Source organism: Pseudomonas sp. 7-41, from assembly GCF_021233075.1.
Taxonomy (GTDB): Bacteria; Pseudomonadota; Gammaproteobacteria; order Pseudomonadales; family Pseudomonadaceae; genus Aquipseudomonas; species Aquipseudomonas veronii.
Genome location: NZ_CP089551.1, coordinates 6,352,867 through 6,372,140, shown reverse-complemented (window position 1 = coordinate 6,372,140; position 19,274 = coordinate 6,352,867). Strand labels below are relative to the sequence as shown.

General features: G+C 62.6%; 13 protein-coding genes. 1 reads left to right on the top strand and 12 read right to left on the bottom strand.

Annotated features, from left to right (window positions below; all coding sequences use genetic code 11):
• Position 1: 1 nt before the first annotated feature.
• The 10 genes from yccS to betI all read right to left on the bottom strand — a co-directional run bounded on the left by yccS (position 2) and on the right by betI (position 14,720).
• Positions 2-2,185, bottom strand: a complete 2,184-nt coding sequence (gene yccS / locus LQ249_RS29070) for a YccS family putative transporter (protein ID WP_057003936.1) — start codon at positions 2,183-2,185, stop codon at positions 2-4.
• A gap of 161 nt (positions 2,186-2,346) precedes the next feature.
• Positions 2,347-3,525, bottom strand: coding sequence for an NAD(P)/FAD-dependent oxidoreductase (locus LQ249_RS29065; protein WP_126585132.1), 1,179 nt, complete (start codon positions 3,523-3,525; stop codon positions 2,347-2,349).
• A 150-nt stretch (positions 3,526-3,675) separates the two neighbouring features.
• The gene (dbpA, locus tag LQ249_RS29060) at positions 3,676-5,013 is read right to left on the bottom strand and encodes an ATP-dependent RNA helicase DbpA (protein WP_232566626.1); all 1,338 of its coding nucleotides are present in this window, start codon (positions 5,011-5,013) and stop codon (positions 3,676-3,678) included.
• A gap of 131 nt (positions 5,014-5,144) precedes the next feature.
• Positions 5,145-6,572: a multidrug transporter subunit MdtD gene (gene mdtD, locus LQ249_RS29055; protein ID WP_017844943.1), complete on the bottom strand. Its 1,428-nt coding sequence runs from the start codon at positions 6,570-6,572 to the stop codon at positions 5,145-5,147.
• Positions 6,573-6,607: 35 nt separating this feature from the next.
• Complete coding sequence (locus tag LQ249_RS29050) at positions 6,608-7,498, bottom strand: alpha/beta fold hydrolase (protein WP_017844942.1); 891 nt, start codon at positions 7,496-7,498, stop codon at positions 6,608-6,610.
• Positions 7,499-7,733: 235 nt separating this feature from the next.
• Entirely contained in the window at positions 7,734-9,050 is a 1,317-nt protein-coding gene (locus tag LQ249_RS29045; protein WP_232566068.1) for a TldD/PmbA family protein, read from the bottom strand.
• Positions 9,050-10,492 (bottom strand): TldD/PmbA family protein, encoded by a 1,443-nt coding sequence (locus tag LQ249_RS29040; RefSeq protein ID WP_232566067.1) that lies wholly within the window; start codon positions 10,490-10,492, stop codon positions 9,050-9,052. Before LQ249_RS29040 ends, LQ249_RS29045 begins: the two co-directional genes overlap by 1 nt.
• Before the next feature lie 205 nt (positions 10,493-10,697).
• Positions 10,698-12,401, bottom strand: coding sequence for a choline dehydrogenase (betA, locus tag LQ249_RS29035; protein ID WP_046381793.1), 1,704 nt, complete (start codon positions 12,399-12,401; stop codon positions 10,698-10,700).
• 142 nt (positions 12,402-12,543) lie between these two features.
• Positions 12,544-14,016 carry a betaine-aldehyde dehydrogenase gene (betB, locus tag LQ249_RS29030; protein WP_017844938.1) on the bottom strand — a complete coding sequence of 491 codons (1,473 nt, stop codon included), beginning with the start codon at positions 14,014-14,016 and terminating at the stop codon, positions 12,544-12,546.
• A 110-nt stretch (positions 14,017-14,126) separates the two neighbouring features.
• Positions 14,127-14,720 (bottom strand): transcriptional regulator BetI, encoded by a 594-nt coding sequence (gene betI, locus LQ249_RS29025; protein WP_017844937.1) that lies wholly within the window; start codon positions 14,718-14,720, stop codon positions 14,127-14,129.
• 390 nt (positions 14,721-15,110) lie between these two features.
• Between betI and LQ249_RS29020 the strand changes: the two genes are divergently transcribed.
• Positions 15,111-17,045, top strand: coding sequence for a BCCT family transporter (locus LQ249_RS29020; protein WP_227778914.1), 1,935 nt, complete (start codon positions 15,111-15,113; stop codon positions 17,043-17,045).
• A 174-nt stretch (positions 17,046-17,219) separates the two neighbouring features.
• On the opposite strand, the gene choV is transcribed toward LQ249_RS29020, so the two are convergent.
• Positions 17,220-18,398, bottom strand: a complete 1,179-nt coding sequence (gene choV / locus LQ249_RS29015; RefSeq protein ID WP_046381796.1) for a choline ABC transporter ATP-binding protein — start codon at positions 18,396-18,398, stop codon at positions 17,220-17,222.
• Positions 18,395-19,240 carry a choline ABC transporter permease subunit gene (gene choW / locus LQ249_RS29010; RefSeq protein WP_015886271.1) on the bottom strand — a complete coding sequence of 282 codons (846 nt, stop codon included), beginning with the start codon at positions 19,238-19,240 and terminating at the stop codon, positions 18,395-18,397. The genes choV and choW overlap by 4 nt, the downstream gene beginning before the upstream one ends.
• Between the last annotated feature and the right edge of the window lie 34 nt (positions 19,241-19,274).

Below are 19,274 nucleotides of genomic sequence, written 5' to 3'. Positions count from 1 at the left end.
CCTACGCCGCGCTGATGTCTTTGATCAGGTGGGCCGCCAGGGTGCGCAACGGCCCCAACTGCCGGCAAATCAACGCCAGTTGCGTCTGCACCAGACGTTGCCCCTCATCGATCTCGTCCGGCATCTGTTCCAGCTCCGCAGCCAAGGCTTCCTCGGCATCGCTCTGAATCGAGATCGGCTGTTTATTGGCCAGCCCCGTGGCGATTTCGTCGATGCTCGCCGCCAGGGTTTTCCCCGCGCCGTCGATCAAGTGCTCGCGCACGTCGGCCGGCAGTTGGGTTTCGCGGTGCGCGCCGAGCCCCGACAGGTAGCTGAGCAAGGTGTGGGACAGCACCAGGAAGCGGAAGCCCACGTCGGCCTCCTTACGGAACTGCCCCGGCTCCATCAGCATATTCGCCAGGGTGGTGGACAGCGCCGCGTCGGCGTTGTGCGCGTTGCGTCGGGCCAGGCGGTAAGCCAGGTCGTCGCTTTTGCCGGCGGCGTATTGCTGCATGATTTGGCGCAGGTAGATGCTGTTGCAGGTCAGGGTATTGGCCAGCACTTTGTTCAGGCGCCGGCCTTGCCAGTCCGGCAGGAACAGGAACACGGTCAGGCCGGCAATCACGCTGCCGATCAAGGTGTCGAACAGGCGTGGCAGGAACAGCCCGTAGCCATCGCCCACCTGGTTGAAGCAGAACAGCACCATCAGGGTGATCGCCGCGGTGGCCAGGGTGTAGCGGGTGGTGCGGTTGATAAAGAACACCAGGCCCGCCGCGATGGCGAACATCGACTGCACCAGGGCGCTGGGGAACAGGTCGAACAGCGCCCAGGCCACGGTGAGCCCGATGGCCGTGCCGATGATCCGCTGGCCGAGCTTGCGCCGGGTGGCGCCGTAGTTGGGCTGGCAGACGAACAGGGTGGTGAGGATGATCCAGTAGCCCTGGGAAGCGTGGATCGCATGCAGGGTGCCATAGCCGATGGTCAACGCCAGGGCCAGGCGCAAGGCGTGGCGGAACAGCAGCGAAGTCGGCGTGAGCTGGGTGCGCAGGCGCGTCCACATTTCCTTGAGGTTGCGTGGGGCGCGGTCAAGCAGGTTGCTGTCGCTGGCGTCGGCCAGGGCGTCCGGGTTGCTCGCGTCGCCCAGCAGGCGGTCGAGGGTCGACAGGTTGGCCGCCAGCGCACGCAAGGAACGCAGCAGGCCGCGCCAGGCCGGGTTGCTCTGGATGCGCAGGTGTTCCATGGAGGCGTTCAGGTCGCCCAAGGCTTCGGCGAAGCTGGCGTCATAGATGAACGGCTGGCGCAGTTGGATCGATTCGGCCAGGGCCTCGCAGGCCTTGCCTTGCTGGCGCAGCAGGCGCTGGCAGCGGAACAGCACATCGCTGTGGAAGAAGGCCTCGGCCAGGGCGTTGTAGGGATAGTGCGACGAGCTGGCGCGTTCGTGGATGTCCTGGGCCAGGAAATACAGCTTGAGGTAACGACTGACCTTGGAGCCCGGCCGGCCATTGCCGACGCGGTGCAGGATGATTTCCTTCGCCGCATTCAGCGCGGCCACCACCCGGCCGTTTTGCTGAGCCAGCTCCAAGCGGCGCGCTTCCACGTCCAACTGGCGGATCGGCTCGAACAGCGACGATTTGAGCTTGAGGTAATGCCCCAACTCGCGAAACAACCGCGCCAGGCTCTGCTGCACCGGCTGGTTGGAAAACAGCACCTGCCACAGCACCGACAGCGCACCGTACCAGGCGGCGCCGGCCACCAGCAGCAGCGGTTCGTGCCAGAAATCCGTGACGGCACCGCCGCGCTGGTCCACGCCGATCATGGTGTAGACCGACAGGATCAAGGTGGCCGACGCAATCGCGCCATAACGCTCACCGAGGGCGCCGAGCATGGTCAGGCCGAAACTCGCCAGGGCCAGGGCGACCGCGAAGGCCCAGGGGTAGGGGAACAACAGCTCCACCGACAGCGCGGCAATGCTGAAACACACCAGCGTCACCGCCAGGGCGTTGAGGCGGCCTTGCCAACTGTCGTCGGTCTCGGCCAGGGCACTGGCGATAATCCCCAGGAACAGCGGGATCAGCAGTGTCATTTCATCCTGATACCAGCACAGCGTCATGCTGCCGGTGAGGGCGATGAATACCCGAACGCTGTAACTGAATTTATCCAGTGCCCATAGGCGCCGCATGGACTGCTTGAACGAGGTCGATGACATGAAGGCTGGAGTCTTCCGGGACGATGCCGCTAAATTGAGCTATCAAGGACGCTGCGGCAAGGGTGGTGATCACATCACTGCACAAAATTTCTCCCGGGCACACTGAAAATCAAAATGTGGGAGGGGGCTTGCCCCACCTCCCACATTTTTACCGCGTTGTGTCAGACGTATTGCGCGGCGGCGTAGCCCGACGCCCAGGCCCACTGAAAGTTGAAGCCGCCGAGGTGGCCGGTCACATCCAGCACTTCACCGATGAAGTACAAGCCCGGGCTTTTCAGCGATTCCATGGTCTTGGACGACACTTCCCGGGTATCCACGCCGCCCAGCGTCACTTCGGCGGTGCGATAACCTTCGGTGCCTGCCGGTACCAATTGCCAGCTCGCCAGTTTTTGCGCGATGTCGGCCAGTTCGGCGTGGGTGTACTGCTTCATCGGCTTGGACACGAACCAGGTTTCTGCCAGCAGGTTGGCCATCTTCTTGGTGAAGATTTCACCCAGCAGGGTTTTCAGCTCGCTGTTGGGGCGCTCGGCTTGTTGCTGTTGCAGCCAGGCGTGGGCGTCGTGGTCGGGCAGCAGGTTGATCTCGACCGTGTCGCCGGACTCCCAATAGGAGGAAATCTGCAGAATCGCCGGCCCGCTCAGGCCGCGATGGGTAAACAGGAGGTTCTCGCGAAAGCTCTGGCCGTTGCAGCTGACCAGGCAATCGACCGACGTGCCGGATAACTCGCCGCACAGCTCCTTGAGCTGGTCGGTGATGGTGAACGGCACCAGCCCGGCGCGGGTCGGCAGCAGTTCGTGGCCGAATTGCCTGGCCACCTGGTAACCGAAGCCGGTCGCGCCGAGGGTCGGGATCGACAGGCCGCCGGTGGCGATCACCAGGGATTCGCAGCGCAGCTCGCCCAGGGTGGTCTGCAACTGGTAGCCGCTGTCGAGCTTGGCGATGGTTTCGATCGAGGTGTCCAGGTGCAGGCTCACGCCGGTCTGGATGCACTCGTCGAGCAGCATGCCGAGGATGTCGCTGGATTTGTTATCGCAGAACAACTGGCCGAGCTTCTTCTCGTGGTACGGCACGCCGTGCTTGGCCACCAGGCCGATGAAGTCCCATTGGGTGTAGCGGGCCAGGGCGGACTTGCAGAAGTGCGCGTTGTGCGAGAGGAAGTTCGCCGGTTCGGTGTACATATTGGTGAAGTTGCAGCGACCGCCGCCGGACATCAGGATCTTCTTGCCGGCCTTGTTCGCGTGGTCGATCAGCATCACCTTGCGCCCACGTCCGGCGGCGGTCAGAGCACACATCAAGCCTGCGGCGCCGGCGCCAATGATCACAACTTCGGTCGAGCGCACAACGGTGTCCTCATCTATGAATCAGTACGATCCCTGTAGGAGCGAGCTTGCTCGCGAAAACCCCATAGACGACACGGGCTACCTGATAGCGCTGCGTGATCGTTGAGGTTTTTCGCGAGCAAGCTCGCTCCTACAAGGGTGGTGGGTTTTTTACAGGATCCGCACGCGCAGCGAGCGGCCTTTGATCTTGCCGTCGTTCAGGCGCTGCAGCGCCTGCTTGGCGACGCTGCGTTCCACGGCCACAAACGCCTGGAAATCGAAGATCGCGATCTTGCCGACCTGGGCCCCCGGAATGCCGGCTTCACCGGTCAGTGCGCCGAGGATATCGCCCGGACGGACCTTGTCTTTACGGCCGGCGGCGATGCACAGGGTGCTCATCTGCGGCAGCAGCGGGCCACCGCTCTGTGGCTTGAGGTTGTCCAGTTGGTCCCAGTTCAGCGGCGACTTCTGCAGTTGCTCGATGGCCTGGGCGCGGTGCGCTTCGGACGGCGCCACCAGGCTGATGGCGATCCCGGTCTCACCGGCACGGCCGGTGCGGCCGACGCGGTGGATGTGGATTTCCGAGTCGCGGGCCAGTTCGACGTTGATCACCATGTCCAGCGAATCGATGTCCAGGCCGCGGGCAGCGACGTCGGTGGCGACCAGTACCGAGGTGCTGCGGTTGGCGAACATCGCCAGCACCTGGTCGCGGTCACGCTGTTCCAGGTCGCCATGCAGGCCGACGGCGGAGATGCCTTTGGAGGTCAGGTGGTCGACGGTTTCCTGCACTTGCTGCTTGGTGAAGCAGAACGCCACGCACGAGGCCGGGCGGAAATGCGCGAGGACTTTGGTGACGGCCTCCATGCGTTCTTCCGGCGAGATCTCGTAGAAACGCTGCTCGATCTGCTCATCGGAGTGGAACGCTTCGGCCTTCACTTGCTGCGGCGCGCGCATGAATTTCGAGGCCAGCTGCTTGATGCTCACCGGGTAGGTGGCCGAGAACAGCAGGGTCTGGCGGCGGGCCGGGGTCTTGCTGATGATGTCTTCGATGGCGTCGTAGAAACCCATGTCGAGCATGCGGTCGGCTTCGTCGAGGATCAGCGTGTTCAAGCCGTCGAGCACCAGCGAACCTTTGCGCAGGTGTTGCTGGATGCGGCCCGGGGTGCCGACGATGACGTGGGCGCCATGTTCCAGGGAGGCGATCTGCGGGCCGAGGGACACGCCGCCGCACAGGGTCAGCACCTTGATGTTGTCTTCGGCGCGGGCCAGGCGACGGATTTCCTTGGCCACCTGGTCGGCCAGCTCGCGGGTCGGGCACATCACCAGGGCCTGGCAGCCGAAGTAGCGCGGGTTGATCGGGTTCAGCAGGCCGATGCCGAACGCAGCCGTCTTGCCGCTGCCGGTCTTGGCCTGGGCAATCAGGTCCAGCCCCTTGAGGATCACCGGCAAGCTCTGCGCCTGGATCTGCGTCATCTCGGCATAACCCAGCGAGTCGAGGTTAGCCAGCATGGCGGCGGAGAGCGGCAACGTATTAAAAGCGGTGGCGATGGTGGTCACGGGACTGGCTCTGCAAAAACAAAATGTCGCGCAGTGTAGCAGTCCCGTGGGATTTTCCCTGCAAGTTCTCGACGAGACGCCTGCTAGTGTTCGATGTCGTGTTCGCGGCTGCCGATGCGTTTGCCGTCTTTTGGCGACAGTTGCAGGAAGATCGCCGCCGCCAGCATTGCCATGATGCCCACGGTGAGGAAGGTCAGTTGGAAGGCGCCGAGTACCGTGCTCACGCCGTCATTGCCCGATTCGGCGGTGAACCCGCCGAGCAGCGCACCGGCGCAGGCTACGCCGAGGCTCAGGGACAGTTGTGCCACCACCGACAGCAAGCTGTTGCCGCTGCTGGCCTGGGCATCGTCGAGGTCGATCAGGGTAACGGTGTTCATCGCGGTGAACTGCAAGGAGTTGATCGCCCCGAGTATCGCCAGCATGCCCAGCAGCAGCGGGTAGGGCGTCTGTTCGCTGACCAGGCCCATGCTCGCCAGCATCAGGCCCAAGGCCAGGGTGTTACCGGTCAGCACCACGCGGTAGCCCAGGCGTTCGATCAACGGCCGTGCAACCGACTTGGCCAGCATCGCCGCCGCCGCCAGGGGCAGCATGCTCATCCCGGCCTGGGACGGTGAATAGCCCAAGGCCACCTGCAACAGCAACGGCACCAGAAACGGCAAGGCGCCGCTGCCCAGGCGTGCGAACAGGTTGCCCAGGATGCCCACCGCAAAGGTACGGGTCTTGAACAGCGCCGGCGCAAACAGCGGGTTATCGATATGCCCGGCGCGCAGCCAATAGGCCGCCAGGCAGGCCAGCCCGCCGAACAGCAGCAACATCACCCGCAGGTGCGGCAGGTGCAATTCGCCCAGGCCTTCCATGGCGATGGTGATCAACACCATCGCCGCGCCGAACAGCAGGAAGCCGATGCCGTCGAACCGCGTGCGCTCGCTGCCGCGCAGGTCGGGGATCAGTTTCCACACGGCGTAGCAGCCGATCATGCCCACCGGCAGGTTGATCAGGAAGATCCAGTGCCAGGTCAGGTATTGCACCATCCAGCCGCCCATGGTCGGGCCGAGCAACGGACCGAGCAGGCCGGGGATGGTGATGAAGCCCATGATCCGCACCAGCTCGGAGCGCGGATAAGCGCGCAGCACCACCAGCCGGCCGACCGGCAGCATCAGCGCACCGCCCAGGCCCTGGACCACCCGCGCGCCGACGAGCATGGTCAAGCTGCTGGACAGCGCGCACAGCAGCGAGCCGATGCTGAACAGCATGATCGCGCCAAAGAAGATCTTCTTGGTGCCGAAGCGGTCGGCGATCCAGCCCGACGCCGGGATCAGCAAGGCGACGGTGAGCATGTAGGCGATCACCACCCCTTGCATGCGCAGCGGGTTTTCCGCGAGGTCCCGGGCCATCGCCGGCAGTGCCGTGTTGAGAATCGTCCCATCCAGCGATTGCATGAAGAAGGCAATCGCGACCACCCAGGGGAGCCAGCGGGCGGTCTTGGCATCGAGAGGGGCGCGATTTGGCATGGGATCCCTTTTGTTAGGAGGCTATGTGTCGGCGATTATGCGCCATTCGTCGCTCCTTTTCCCACTGAAGGTTCGTCCACATCCGACAACATCGCGTGCTCACCCACCAGAAAATCCAGCAGCGCGCGATGTACCGCCCGCGCCGCTTCGCGGGACTCCAGGTCGAGCAGATGCCCGGTATGTTCGGCGACGGCAAAGCTGCTGCGGCCTACGTAGTGCTGGAACAGTCGGGCCTCGGCGGCCGGGGTGTATTCGTCCAGCGTGCCGTTGAGGAAATGCACCGGCGTTTCGATCCGGCTGAGCTGTGGCAGGTAGTTGCCATCGCCCAGCGCCAGCACCTGATGGATATGAAAGCGCGCCTGGCGGTATTCGGTGGTGGCCATGTTCGACAGGTGCCGATGGTTATTGCGCTTGAGTCGCGGCGACAGGTATTTGCCCACGGTGTCGTTGAGCAAGTGGCCGACGGCGGATTTGTCGTCGGCTTCGATCAGCACGCGCACCCGCTCCACATAGTCGAGCATCGCCTGGTTGAGGTTCGGCGCCAGCGCCATCACCACCGAGCTTTCGATGGAGGGCGGGTTGTGTGCCAGGGTCAGCAGCGTGGAGATGCCGCCCCACGAGGCCGACACCAGGTGGTTGACCTGGAAGCGCTCCACCAGCGCCCGCAGGATTTGCACTTCGTCGTCCTTGGTCACCAGGTCCAGGTCGGTGTTGTGCTCGCGTGAATAGCCGGAGAACGGTAAATCGAACAGCAGCACATTGAAATGCTCGGCCAGGCATTTACTGGTGCGGGCGAAGGAGCGCGTGGTGGATAGCGCGCCATTGACCATCAGCACGGTTTTCTTTTGCGGATGGTGACCTAGTTGCTCAACATGAACGTTGTAGTGCTTGAACAGCTTTTCTATGACAAAACTTCCATGGTTCATGTCAGTGCTCCAGCTTGCCTTTTCCCGGGCGAGGTCATGCATCACGTGCGGGCACGTGGGTTAGGTGGCGGGGTGCCACTAACCGTTATAACGGGGTTTTTTACAGGCGACAACCGGCCTTGGGCGGGCGGTGAGAGAGGTCGGATTTAGCTGTAGGACATGTCGAAACAAGACGTCTGAAATCAACACAAAACAATGTGGGAGGGGGCCCCTCCCACAAGCAGACTACTGTCGGTCAGAGGGTCAGGGTCAGGCGCTTGACCAATGCCCCCGGCAACAGATTGGACGCGGTGTTGCGCTGGCTGTAGGTACTGGCCGACAGCAACAGTTCGCGCTCTGCGGTCAGCGCTTCGAGTTGTGAGCCGAGCAGGCTGTAGACGCTGTCATCGAAGCGCATGGTGCTGACCGGCGCCTTGATCTCGCCGTCTTCCACCCAGAACGTGGCGAACCGCGTCATGCCGGTCAGGCGCGCTGCCGGCAGGTCGGAGTAGTTCAGGTACCACAGGTTGCTGATATACAGCCCGGTGCCCAATTGCTTGAGGATATCGGCCTGGGCCAGGCTGCCCGCCGCCATCTGCAACGCGCTGGGGGACTCGTCGCTGCTGGCGCCGTTGGTGCTGAGGCCGTATTCGGCGGCGCTGCGCGAATTGACCAGTTGGCCGGCGCCCTGGCCGGCGTTGATCAGCGTGACGTCACTGCACGGGTAGCCTTCGCTGGAGAACGCCGGGCTCAGGGAACCGCTGATGTGCTCATCCACCGTCACCAGCGTGCTCAACGCCTGCTCGCCGGCATACAGCCGCTGTAGCGAGCTGCTTTTGCTGGCGATGGCCTGGGCGGAAAAACCGCCCCAGGTGATGATGCTGATGATTTCTTCCAGGGCTGCCGGCGCCAGGTAGGCGCGGTACTCGCCGGGCACCAGCTTGTGCAGTGGCCGTCCGAGGAATTCCAGCTGTTCGCGAGCCTGCTGGAAGCGGCGGGCGAACTCGGCGCTGTTCCATTCATTGCCGGCGTAACTGGCTTTGACCGCTTCGCCGTTGGCGTGGAACAGGCTGAAGTCGAAGTTGAAACTATTGGCCTGATGCCAGCCGAACGCGCCGTCCGAACTGGCGAAGCCACGGCTGATCGGGCCAGCGGCGTAGAAACCGACCAGATCGACGCCGTGTGCCGCCTGGCTGATGTCTCCCAGCACCTGGCCCAGCTCGGGCAGCGGCCGGGCCTGTTCGTTTTGGCTCTGCCAGGCGTTGTGGTTCAGCAACAGGTACGGATCGTGCGGCAGCAACGGCAAGGTTTCGCGCAGCTGTTGCAGGCCAGCGGCGAGGCGCTGGCGGTCCAGCGCCGGCTCGCCGCCGAGGGTGATGCCGAGGTCGGCGTGGCGGCCATCGTTGATCAGTTTGAGGGTCAGGCTGGCCTGTTGCACCTGCCCGGCCTGACGCACTTTGGCGTGGTTGAAACGCACGAACTCGGACGATTCCGCGGCGTAGCCCAGGTGAAATTGTTCTTTGTCGGTGAGGGCCTGCTTGAGCCACTCCACCAATGCCTTGAAGTTGTTCATCAGGCGTCTCCCCCAAATACGTCGACATGGCTGAATACACAGGCGGGCGAGGCATGGCCGACGCGGATCACCTGGTTGGGCTCGCCTTTGCCGCAGTTCGGCGTGCCCAACACCTGGAAGGTGCTGGCGTCGCCCACGGCGCTGAGGTTGCGCCAGAACTGCGCGGAAATGGCGCGGTAGTTGGGGTTTTTCACCACGCCTTTGAGTTCGCCGTTTTCGATCAACTGGCCCCATTCGCAACCGAATTGGAATTTATTGCGCGCGTCGTCAATGGACCACGAACGGTTGGTCGACATCAGGATGCCGTGTTCGATGCCGCCGATCAGTTGCGCCAGGTTCTGGTCGCCGGCCTCGATGTTCAGGTTGGCCATGCGGTCGATCGGCGGGCGGTTCCAGCTGCTGGCGCGGCTGTTGGCGACGCCGCTCATGCCCGCGCGAAATTGCGACAACGCCCCGCCCAGCGGTTTGAGCAGCAGCCCCTCGCGGATCAGGAATTGTTTGCTGGCCGGGGTGCCGTCGTCGTCGTGGCCGTAGCTGGCCAGTTGTTCGGGGATGTCCGGGTCGAAGGTCACGTTGAGCAGCTTGGAGCCGTATTGCAGGTGGCCGAAGTCGCTGGCCTTCACAAAACTGGTGCCGGCGTAATTGCGCTCGTCACCGAGGATGCGGTCGAGTTCCAGCGGATGGCCGATTGATTCGTGGATCTGCAGGATCATCTGGTCGGGCATCAACAGCAGGTCACGCGGGCCCTGCGGCGTGTTCGGCGCCAGCAGCAGTTGCAGGGCTTCGTCGGCGATGCGCGGCGCGGCGCCGACCAGGCCGAAGCGCTCGATCACATCAAACCCGCCTTGCTGGCCGAAGTTACTGCCGCCGAGGGTGCGCGACTGGCTGTCGTTGCCGTCGTAGGCCGTGACGTTGACGCCAGGGAACACAAAACGCTGGGCCTGGCGCAGTTCCGCGCCGGCGCTGTTGAGGTAGATCTGTTCGACGTGGCTCAGGCCGAGGCTGACTTCCCAGTTCACCAGGCGCTCGTCCCGGGGCACGGCTGCGGATTCAGCGCCGAGCAATTGGTAGCAGTCGCTCAAGGAGGGGAAGGCTTGCTCAAGGTGGGGCGACAGGTAATCGGCGACGTCGCTGGACACGTGTTGCTCGCGCAGGTCGAGCAGGGCGTGGGGTTTTATCAGGCGTGCTTGCTGTTCGGCACGCTCGAGCGCAGCTTGCAGGCCGGGCAGGGAAATATCGTGGGTCGCGGCGTAGGTTTCGACACCGTTGACGCGCACGGTGAGCATGGCGCCTTCGTCGTGGTTCAGGTGCGGTGGTGCGGCGACGTTCTTGCGCACCGACAGGTAGTGGCCGGATTCGCGCACGTAACGCAGGGAGAAAAACTCGGCGGTGGTGTGCAGGGCACTGAAATGCTTTTTGAGTGTGGCGTGGTGTTCGAACATGGGGCCTTCCTTGTGGGCGGCTCAGCGCGGGCAGACGAACAGAGTAGGCCTGGGCTGGGGAGCGGATCAAGGAGAGTGTAGGCGTAAGGTTTGCGGTGTTGGGTCGGGCCCTATCGGGGGCAAGCCCCCTCCCACATTTTGAATGTATTCACAAATCGAAGTGTGGGAGGGGGCTTGCCCCCGATAGGGCGACACGGTCTTCCAGTTACTGCGCAGTCGGCCCCACTTCACGCATCGGCTTGCCCCGCACTGGCGCATCGCCTGCCACGTAGTAGTCAGCGGTGCTGCGCGGCAGTGGCTTGCGGCCACGGATCTTGTCGGCGATTTTCTCGGCGATCATGATCGTCGGCGCGTTCAGGTTGCCGGTGGTGATGATCGGCATGATCGACGCATCGACCACCCGCAGGCCCTGCATGCCATGCACGCGGCCTTCGCCATCCACCACGGCCATCTCGTCGCTGCCCATCTTGCACGAGCAGGACGGATGGAACGCGGTCTCGGCGTGTTCGCGGATGAACTGGTCGAGTTGCTCGTCGGTTTGCACCTCGATGCCCGGGCTGATTTCGCGGCCACGGAACGGGTCGAGCGCCGGCTGCTGCATGATTTCGCGGGTCAGGCGGATGCCATCGCGAAATTCCTGCCAGTCCTGCTCGGTGGCCATGTAGTTGAAGAGAATGCTCGGGTAGTCCCGTGGGTTCTTCGACTTCAATTGCACGCGGCCACGGCTCGGCGAACGCATGGAGCCCATGTGCGCCTGGAAACCATGCTCTTTCACGCCGTTGCTGCCGTTGTAGTTAATCGCCACCGGCAGGAAGTGATACTGGATGTTCGGCCAATCGAAGTCTTCCCGGGTACGGATAAAACCGCCCGCTTCGAACTGGTTGCTGGCGCCGATGCCGGTGCCGTTGAACAGCCACTCGGCACCGATGGCCGGTTGGTTGTACCAGAGCAGCGACGGGTACAACGACACCGGTTGGGTGCAGGCATATTGCAGGTACAGCTCAAGGTGGTCCTGCAGGTTTTCGCCGACGCCGGGCAGGTCGTGGACCACCGGGATGTCGAGGCTTTCGAGCAGTTTGGCCGGGCCGACGCCGGAGCGTTGCAGCAGTTGCGGCGAGGCGATGGCGCCGCTGCACACCAGCACTTCTTTACGCGCACGGGCTTCGACGCGTTCTTCGGCGGCGCCGATCAGGTAACGCACGCCGACCGCACGCTTGCCTTCGAACAGCACTTTGTCGGTCAAGGCGTGGGTGACGATGGTCAGGGTGGAACGCTTTTTAGCCGTGTCCAGGTAACCGCGTGCGGTACTGGCGCGCCGGCCGTTTGGCGTGACGGTACGGTCCATCGGGCCGAAGCCTTCCTGCTGGTAGCCGTTCAAGTCTTCGGTACGCGGGTAACCGGCCTGTACGCCGGCTTCGACCATGGCGTGGAACAGCGGGTTGTTGCCGGCCTTGGGCGTGGTCACGCTGACCGGGCCGTCGCCGCCGTGGTAGTCGTTGGGGCCGATGTCGCGGGTTTCGGCTTTACGGAAATACGGCAGGCAGTCGAGGTAGGTCCAGTCTTCCAGGCCGGGCAGTTTCGACCAGTTGTCGTAGTCCATGGCGTTGCCACGGATGTAGCACATGCCGTTGATCAGCGAGGAACCGCCCAGGCCCTTGCCGCGCCCGCATTCCATGCGACGGCCGTCCATGTGCGGCTCTGGATCGGTCTCGTAGGCCCAGTTGTAGCGACGGCCCTGCAGCGGGAACGCCAGGGCGGCGGGCATCTGGGTGCGGAAGTCGAGACGGTAATCCGGGCCGCCGGCTTCCAGCAGCAGGACGGTGACGCCTTCGTCTTCGGTCAGACGGGTCGCCAGGGTGTTACCGGCGGAGCCGGCACCCACAATGATGTAGTCGTATTCTTGGGACATTGAATGCACCCTCTTTGAAGTGTGGTCAGGTCGGGCCTCATCGGGGGCAAGCCCCCTCCCACCTTTGAAGGTATTCACAATTCAAATGTGGGAGGGGGCTTGCCCCCGATAGCGGCCTCACAGGCAACGCAAGGCTCAGGCTTTAGAACACCGAGGCGTAATCGCCCAACTCGACCTGTACCGATTTGATGCGGGTAAAGTTGTTCAGCGAGCTGATCCCGTTCTCACGGCCCACGCCCGACTGCTTGTAGCCACCGACCGGCATTTTCGCGTCGGACTCGCCCCAGGCATTGATCCAGCAGATGCCCGCTTCCAGTTGATGAATCACGCGGTGGGCGCGGTTCAGGTCCTTGGTCACCAGGCCGGCGGCGAGGCCGAAGTCGGTGTCGTTGGCGCGGCGGATCACTTCTTCTTCAGTCTCGTAGGTGAGGATGCTCATCACCGGGCCGAAGATTTCTTCACGGACGATGGTCATTTCGTCGGTGCAGTCGGTGAACACGGTCGGGGCAACAAAGGCGCCTTTGGCGAAGTCGCCGTCGGTCAGGCGGTCGCCGCCGCACAGCACGCGAGCGCCTTCGGCCTTGCCCTTGGCGATGTAGCCGAGCACGCTTTCCATGTGGGCGAAGCTGACCAGCGGGCCGAAGTTGGTGTTGTCGTCCTGCGGGTCGCCGATGCGGATGCGCGCAACACGTTCGGCGATCTTGGCTTCGAACGCGGCTTGCAGGTGCTTGGGCACGAACACGCGAGTACCGTTGGTGCAGACCTGACCGGAGCTGTAGAAGTTGGCCATCATCGCGATGTCGGCGGCGCGGTCCAGGTCGGCGTCTTCGAACACGATCAGCGGCGATTTGCCGCCCAGTTCCATGGTCACTTCCTTGAGCGAAGAGCTGGAGGCGCTGGCCATGACTTTCTTGCCGGTGTCGGTGCCGCCGGTGAACGAGACTTTCTCGATGCGCGGGTGCTCGGTCAGCCAGGTGCCGACTTCGCGGCCGCTGCCGGTCAACACGTTGAACACACCGGCCGGAACGCCGGCTTCGGTGTAGATCTCCGCCAGTTTCAGGGTGGTCAGCGAGGTGACTTCGCTGGGTTTGAAGATCATCGCGTTACCGGCGGCCAGGGCCGGTGCGGATTTCCACAGGGCGATCTGGATCGGGTAGTTCCACGCGCCGATACCGGCGACCACGCCCAGCGGCTCGCGGCGGGTGTAGACGAACGAGGTGTCGCGCAGCGGGATCTGCTCGCCTTCGATGGCTGGCACCAGGCCCGCGTAATATTCCAGCACGTCGGCGCCGGTGACGATGTCGACGTACTTGGTTTCGGAGAAGGATTTACCGGTGTCCAGGGTTTCCAGGGCGGCCAGTTCGTCATTGCGCTCGCGCAGGATGTCGACGGCACGACGCAGGATGCGCGAACGCTCCATGGCGGTCATGGCGGCCCAGATTTTCTGGCCTTTTTCAGCGCTGACCACGGCACGTTCAACGTCATCGAACGTTGCGCGTTGCACTTGGGCGAGAACTTCACCGTTAGCCGGGTTGATGGCTTCGAAGGTGGCATCGCTGCCAGCGTCGCTGTAGCCGCCGTCAATGTAGAGTTTTTGCAGGTCGAAACGGGCCATAAAGTCCTCGCAAGTGCATAAGTGGTTGGCGTTAACCACTGAGGGGTGGCCAATAAGAGTCAGGCAACACCGATCAGTGGAGGTTCAGGGGTTGAGCGGTTATGTGTGCTCTAACTCACCTGCTTGGCCAATTGGAAATCCATGTATTCGTAAGCGATCCGTTGCGCCTGCGCCGTGTCGAACTCATCTCCCGACAGGGCGCCGCGCAACCACAAACCGTCGATCAAGGCCGCCAGGCCTCGGGCTGCGCTGCGTGCATCCGGCAGCGGCAACACGCGGCGGAACTGGCAGCACAGGTTGGAATACAGGCGGTGATCGTTGATCCGCTGCAACCTGTGCAAAGACGGGTGGTGCATGCTGGTCGCCCAGAAGGCCAACCAGGTTTTCATTGCCGGGCCGTTGACCTGGCTGGCGTCGAAGTTGCCGCCGATGATCACTTGGAGGTGCGCCCGTGGCGTGTCCTCCGTCAACGCTTGTCGCCGTTCGTGGACGTTCTCGATCAGCACATTCATCAAGTACCGCATCGTGGCCGCGATCAGGCCGTTCTTGTCCTTGAAGTAGTGACTGATGATGCCGTTCGAAACGCCGGCCAAGCGGGCGATCAGCGCAATGCTGGCATCTCCCATTCCGACTTGATCGATGGCCGTCAGCGTGGCTTCGATCAGTTGTTGGCGGCGTATGGGTTGCATACCGACCTTGGGCATGGAGTACCTCTCCTCAGGCCTGCCGGCGGGCGATGACGTCCGTCGACTCGATGGCCAGTCTATTTTGTTTTGATTGAACGTTCAATCAACAAAGAATAAGCTCTGCGACAAATGGTCGCTGCCTGCCGGTATTTCCTACGGGTAGGTGGCGACATCTGACACCTGTGAAAACCCTTGAAACAGGCCATTTCAGAGCCTGAACACCGCTTCGGCGGGCTCAAGAATTTTCGGGGTGTCTTTATAACACCCGTCCGTCGACTGCCGAAAAATCGATGAGCACGGGATCACCGCTGCCTTGTGTTTCTCTCTCGCACTGCCTGGAGCATCTGCGCCATGAGTTCTGCCTCTCTAATAAAAACCCCACCGGAAAAGGTGCGGGTCAACGGTTGGGTGTTCTACACCTCCACCGCACTGATTCTGTTGCTGACCGCCATTTTGATCATCGCCCCGCAAGAGGCCGGCCGGATGCTCGGCGTGGCGCAGGCGTGGTTATCGAAAAGCTTCGGCTGGTACTACATGCTGGTGATCGCCGCCTACCTGGTGTTCGTGGTCGGCCTGGCGTTTTCGTCCTACGGCAAGCTGAAGCTGGGCAGCAAGGACGACACCCCGGACTTCAGCTACGGCGCCTGGGCCGGCATGCTGTTTTCGTCGGGTATCGGCATCTCGTTGCTGTATTTCGGCGCATCGGAGCCGTTGGACCATTACTTCAACCCGCCCGAAGGCGCGGCCGCCAGCAACGGCGCGGCGCGCCAGGCGCTGCAATTGACCTTCCTGCACTGGGGCCTGCACGGCTGGGCGATCTATGCGCTGGTCGGCCTGGCCGTGGCGTACTTCGCGTACCGCCATAACCAGCCACTGGCCCTGCGCTCGGCGTTGTACCCGCTGGTGGGCGAGCGTTGGGTCAAAGGCGCGGCTGGCCATGCGGTGGACGGGTTCGGCATGTTCGTGACCCTGCTGGGCCTGGTGACCAACCTCGGTATCGGCGCGATGCAGGTGTCGTCCGGCCTGGAAAACCTGTTTGGCATGCAGCACAGCAACACCAACCTGCTGATCGTGATCATCGTGATGAGCACTGTGGCGACCATTGCCGCCGTGTCGGGGGTGGAGAACGGCATTCGTCGCCTGTCCAACCTCAACATCGTGTTGTTCAGCGGTTTGCTGATCTTCGTGCTGTTGTTCGGCCCGACCCTGCACCTGCTCAACGGCCTGGTGCAGAACACCGGTGACTACCTCAACGGCATCCTCCTGAAAACCTTCGACCTGTATGTGTACGAAGGCGACGCCGACAAGACCGAACGCTGGATGGGCCTGTGGACCCTGTTCTACTGGGCCTGGTGGATTTCCTGGGCGCCGTTCGTGGGCATGTTCATCGCACGGATTTCCCGAGGCCGCACGGTGCGTGAACTGGTGGCCGGCGTGCTGCTGATCCCGCTGGGCTTCACCCTGGCGTGGTTGTCGATCTTCGGTAACTCGGCGCTGGACCTGGTGTTGAACCAGGGCGCGGTGGCGTTGGGCAAGACGGCGCTGGAACAACCGTCGATGGCCATCTACCAATTGCTGGAGCATTACCCGGCGTCGAAAATCGTCATCGGCGTGTCGATCTTTGTCGGCTTCGTGCTGTTCCTGACCCCGGCGGACTCCGGCGCGGTGATGATGGCCAACCTTTCCTGCAAAGGCGGCAACGTGGACGAAGACGCGCCGCACTGGCTGCGGATCTTCTGGTCGGCGGTGATCACCCTGGTGACCATCGGCTTGCTGTTTGCGGGTAACTTCGAAGCCATGCAAACCATGGTGGTGCTGGCGGGGCTGCCGTTCTCGGTGGTGCTGATTGTCTTTATGTTCGGTTTGCACAAGGCGATGCGCCAGGACATGGCGACGGAACTGGAGCAGGCGCAATTGGCCGAGCGTGGCCGTCGTGGTTTCAGCGAGCGCTTGACCGCCCTGGACCTGCAACCGAGCCAGGCCACGGTGCAGCGCTTTATGGACAAGCACGTCACGCCGGCACTGGAAGACGCGACGAAGGCGTTGCGCGACCAGGGGTTGGACGTGCAGACCCTGTTGGGCAAATCCAAGCGTTGCATTGGTGTGCGTATCGAGATGGAAGAGGGCAACCCGTTTGTCTACGAAGTGAGCCTGGACGGCTACGCGGTGGCGTCGGACGAACTGCCCGAGGCGGAGCGCGCCCGTTACTACCGGGCCGAGGTGTACCTGCACAACGGGCCTCAGGAGTACGACCTGATGGGCTTCGCCCAGGAACAGATCACCCGGGACGTGCTCGATCAGTTTGAAAGCCATCGGCAGCTCCTTGGCCGTGTCTATAGCTGATGGTTGAAGCCTGGTGGTGTCCCCACTGACACCACTGGGGCAAAAAATGTGGGAGGGGGCTTGCCCCCGATTGCAGTGTGTCAGTCAGCTCATCTGTTACTGATACACCGCTATCGGGGGCAAGCCCCCTCCCACATTTTGACCCTGTTTCTCCAATTGGTTTTGCGGTGTTTGTTAGCCCAGGTTCTTGCCCAGCAGGGCATGGTAGAGCTCGCTGTCCCCCAGGATCCCCACCACCTGGTTGTTGTCGTGCAACACCAACTTGTTGCCCGTCTGGTAGCGGATCTGCAGCGCATCGCGCATGCCGATATTCGAGTCCACCAGTGTCGGCAGGCGGCCCAGGCCTTCCACGGGTTGCCCCGGTGCCCAGTTCTGCAGGTTCATCACCGCGCCATTCTGGCGTGCGCCCCGGATGGTGTTGCCTTCGGCCAGGTCGAGCCACGAGTCGCCGCCCGGATCGAGGCACACCGAGCCGTTGATGCGTTTGCAGTTGTCCAGCGTCCGCATCAGGCTGCGCCCGCACAGCACGTTCAGCGGGTTGGTATGTGCGACGAAGGTACGCACATAATCGTCCGCCGGGTTCAGCACGATTTCTTCCGGCACGCTGTACTGGATGATCTTGCCGTCTTTCATGATCGCGATGCGGCTGCCGAGCTTGAGGGCTTCGTCGAGGTCGTGGCTGACGAACACGATGGTCTTGCTCAGCTTGCTTTGCAGCTCCAGCAACTCGTCCTGCAGGCCTTGGCGGATCAGCGGGTCGAGGGCGGAGAAGGGTTCGTCCATCAGCAGGATGTCGGCGTCCATCGCCAACGCCCGCGCCAGGCCGACGCGCTGCTGCATGCCGCCGGAGAGTTCGTCCGGCTTCTTGTTACGCCATTGGCTCAGGCCCACCAGTTCGAGCTTTTCGTCCACCAGCTTGCGCCGGTCTTTCTCCGGGCGGCCCTGCATTTCGAGGCCGAAGCTGATGTTCTCGCGCACGGTCAGCCAGGGCATCAGGGCGAACTTCTGGAACACCATGGCGATGCGTTTGGTACGCATCATTTTCAGCTCGGCCGGGGTGCAGGAGGCGATGTCGATCTGGCGCCCTTCGTGCTCGACGAACAACTGGCCACGGCTGACGGTGTTGAGGCCGTTGATGCAGCGCAGCAGGCTCGACTTGCCGGAGCCCGACAGGCCCATCAGCACACAGATCTCGCCTTTTTCCACATCCAGGCTGGCTTTTTCAACGCCGACGATCTGGCCGGTCTTTTTCAGGATCTCGTTACGGCTCATGCCCTGGTCCAGCAGCTTGAGCGCTTCGCGTGGGTCTTTGGAGAAGATCACGTCGACATTGTCGAATCGGATAATGCTCATGCATCACCCCCTACTTTGGCGTCGGGTTGTTTGCAGATGCGGTCGAGCATGATGGCCAGCAGCACGATCGCCAGGCCGGCTTCAAAGCCCAGGGCGATGTCGGCGGTGTTCAGTGCGTTGACCACCGGCTTGCCGAGGCCGTCGGCACCCACCAGGGCGGCGATCACCACCATCGACAGCGACAGCATGATGCATTGGGTAATGCCGGCAGCAATGCTCGGCATGGCGTGGGGCAGTTCAATGCGCGAGAGCAATTGACGGCGCGAGCAGCCGAAGGCCTTGCCGGCGTCCATCAACTCTTGCGGTACATCACGGATACCCAGGTAGGTCAGGCGGATCGGCGCGGCAATCGCGAACACCACCGTGGAAATCAACCCGGGCACCACACCCAGCCCGAAGAGGGTCAGGGTAGGGATGAGGTAGACGAAGGTCGGTACGGTCTGCATCAGATCGAGCACCGGCCGCATCAGGGTGTAGAACATCGGTTTGTGCGCGGCAACAATGCCCAGCGGCACGCCGATGACCACGCAGACCAGGGTGGCGAACAGCACCTGCGCGAGGGTCTCCATGGTTTCCTGCCAGTACCCCAGGTTGAGGATCAGCAGGAAGGAGGCGATGACAAAAACAGTCAGGCCCCATTTACGTTGAATGAAGTGAGCCAGCAGCGCAATCAGACCGATCAATGCCAGCGGATTGAACCAGGTCAGCGCGAACGTCACGCCGTGGATCATCGTTTCCAGGGTCGATGCGATTGCGTCGAAGTAGTTGGCACCGTGTTGGGTCAACCATTCGACGAAGGCAGCGATGTACTGGCCTAGTGGGATTTTCTGTTCAGTCAGCATGGTAGTGAATGTCCACATGCGAAGGGGAAAACAT

Coding starts and splice junctions, on each gene's coding strand:
- LQ249_RS29050 (WP_017844942.1), bottom strand. CDS start 7,498: ATGAACCATGGAAGTTTTGTCATAGAAAAGCTGTTCAAGCACTACAAC.
- betA (WP_046381793.1), bottom strand. CDS start 12,401: ATGTCCCAAGAATACGACTACATCATTGTGGGTGCCGGCTCCGCCGGT.
- LQ249_RS29045 (WP_232566068.1), bottom strand. CDS start 9,050: ATGAACAACTTCAAGGCATTGGTGGAGTGGCTCAAGCAGGCCCTCACC.
- betB (WP_017844938.1), bottom strand. CDS start 14,016: ATGGCCCGTTTCGACCTGCAAAAACTCTACATTGACGGCGGCTACAGC.
- choW (WP_015886271.1), bottom strand. CDS start 19,240: ATGCTGACTGAACAGAAAATCCCACTAGGCCAGTACATCGCTGCCTTC.
- yccS (WP_057003936.1), bottom strand. CDS start 2,185: ATGTCATCGACCTCGTTCAAGCAGTCCATGCGGCGCCTATGGGCACTG.
- dbpA (WP_232566626.1), bottom strand. CDS start 5,013: ATGCTGGCTAACCTCGACTCGCTGGGTTATGCCGAGATGACGCAGATC.
- betI (WP_017844937.1), bottom strand. CDS start 14,720: ATGCCCAAGGTCGGTATGCAACCCATACGCCGCCAACAACTGATCGAA.
- mdtD (WP_017844943.1), bottom strand. CDS start 6,572: ATGCCAAATCGCGCCCCTCTCGATGCCAAGACCGCCCGCTGGCTCCCC.
- choV (WP_046381796.1), bottom strand. CDS start 18,398: ATGAGCATTATCCGATTCGACAATGTCGACGTGATCTTCTCCAAAGAC.
- LQ249_RS29040 (WP_232566067.1), bottom strand. CDS start 10,492: ATGTTCGAACACCACGCCACACTCAAAAAGCATTTCAGTGCCCTGCAC.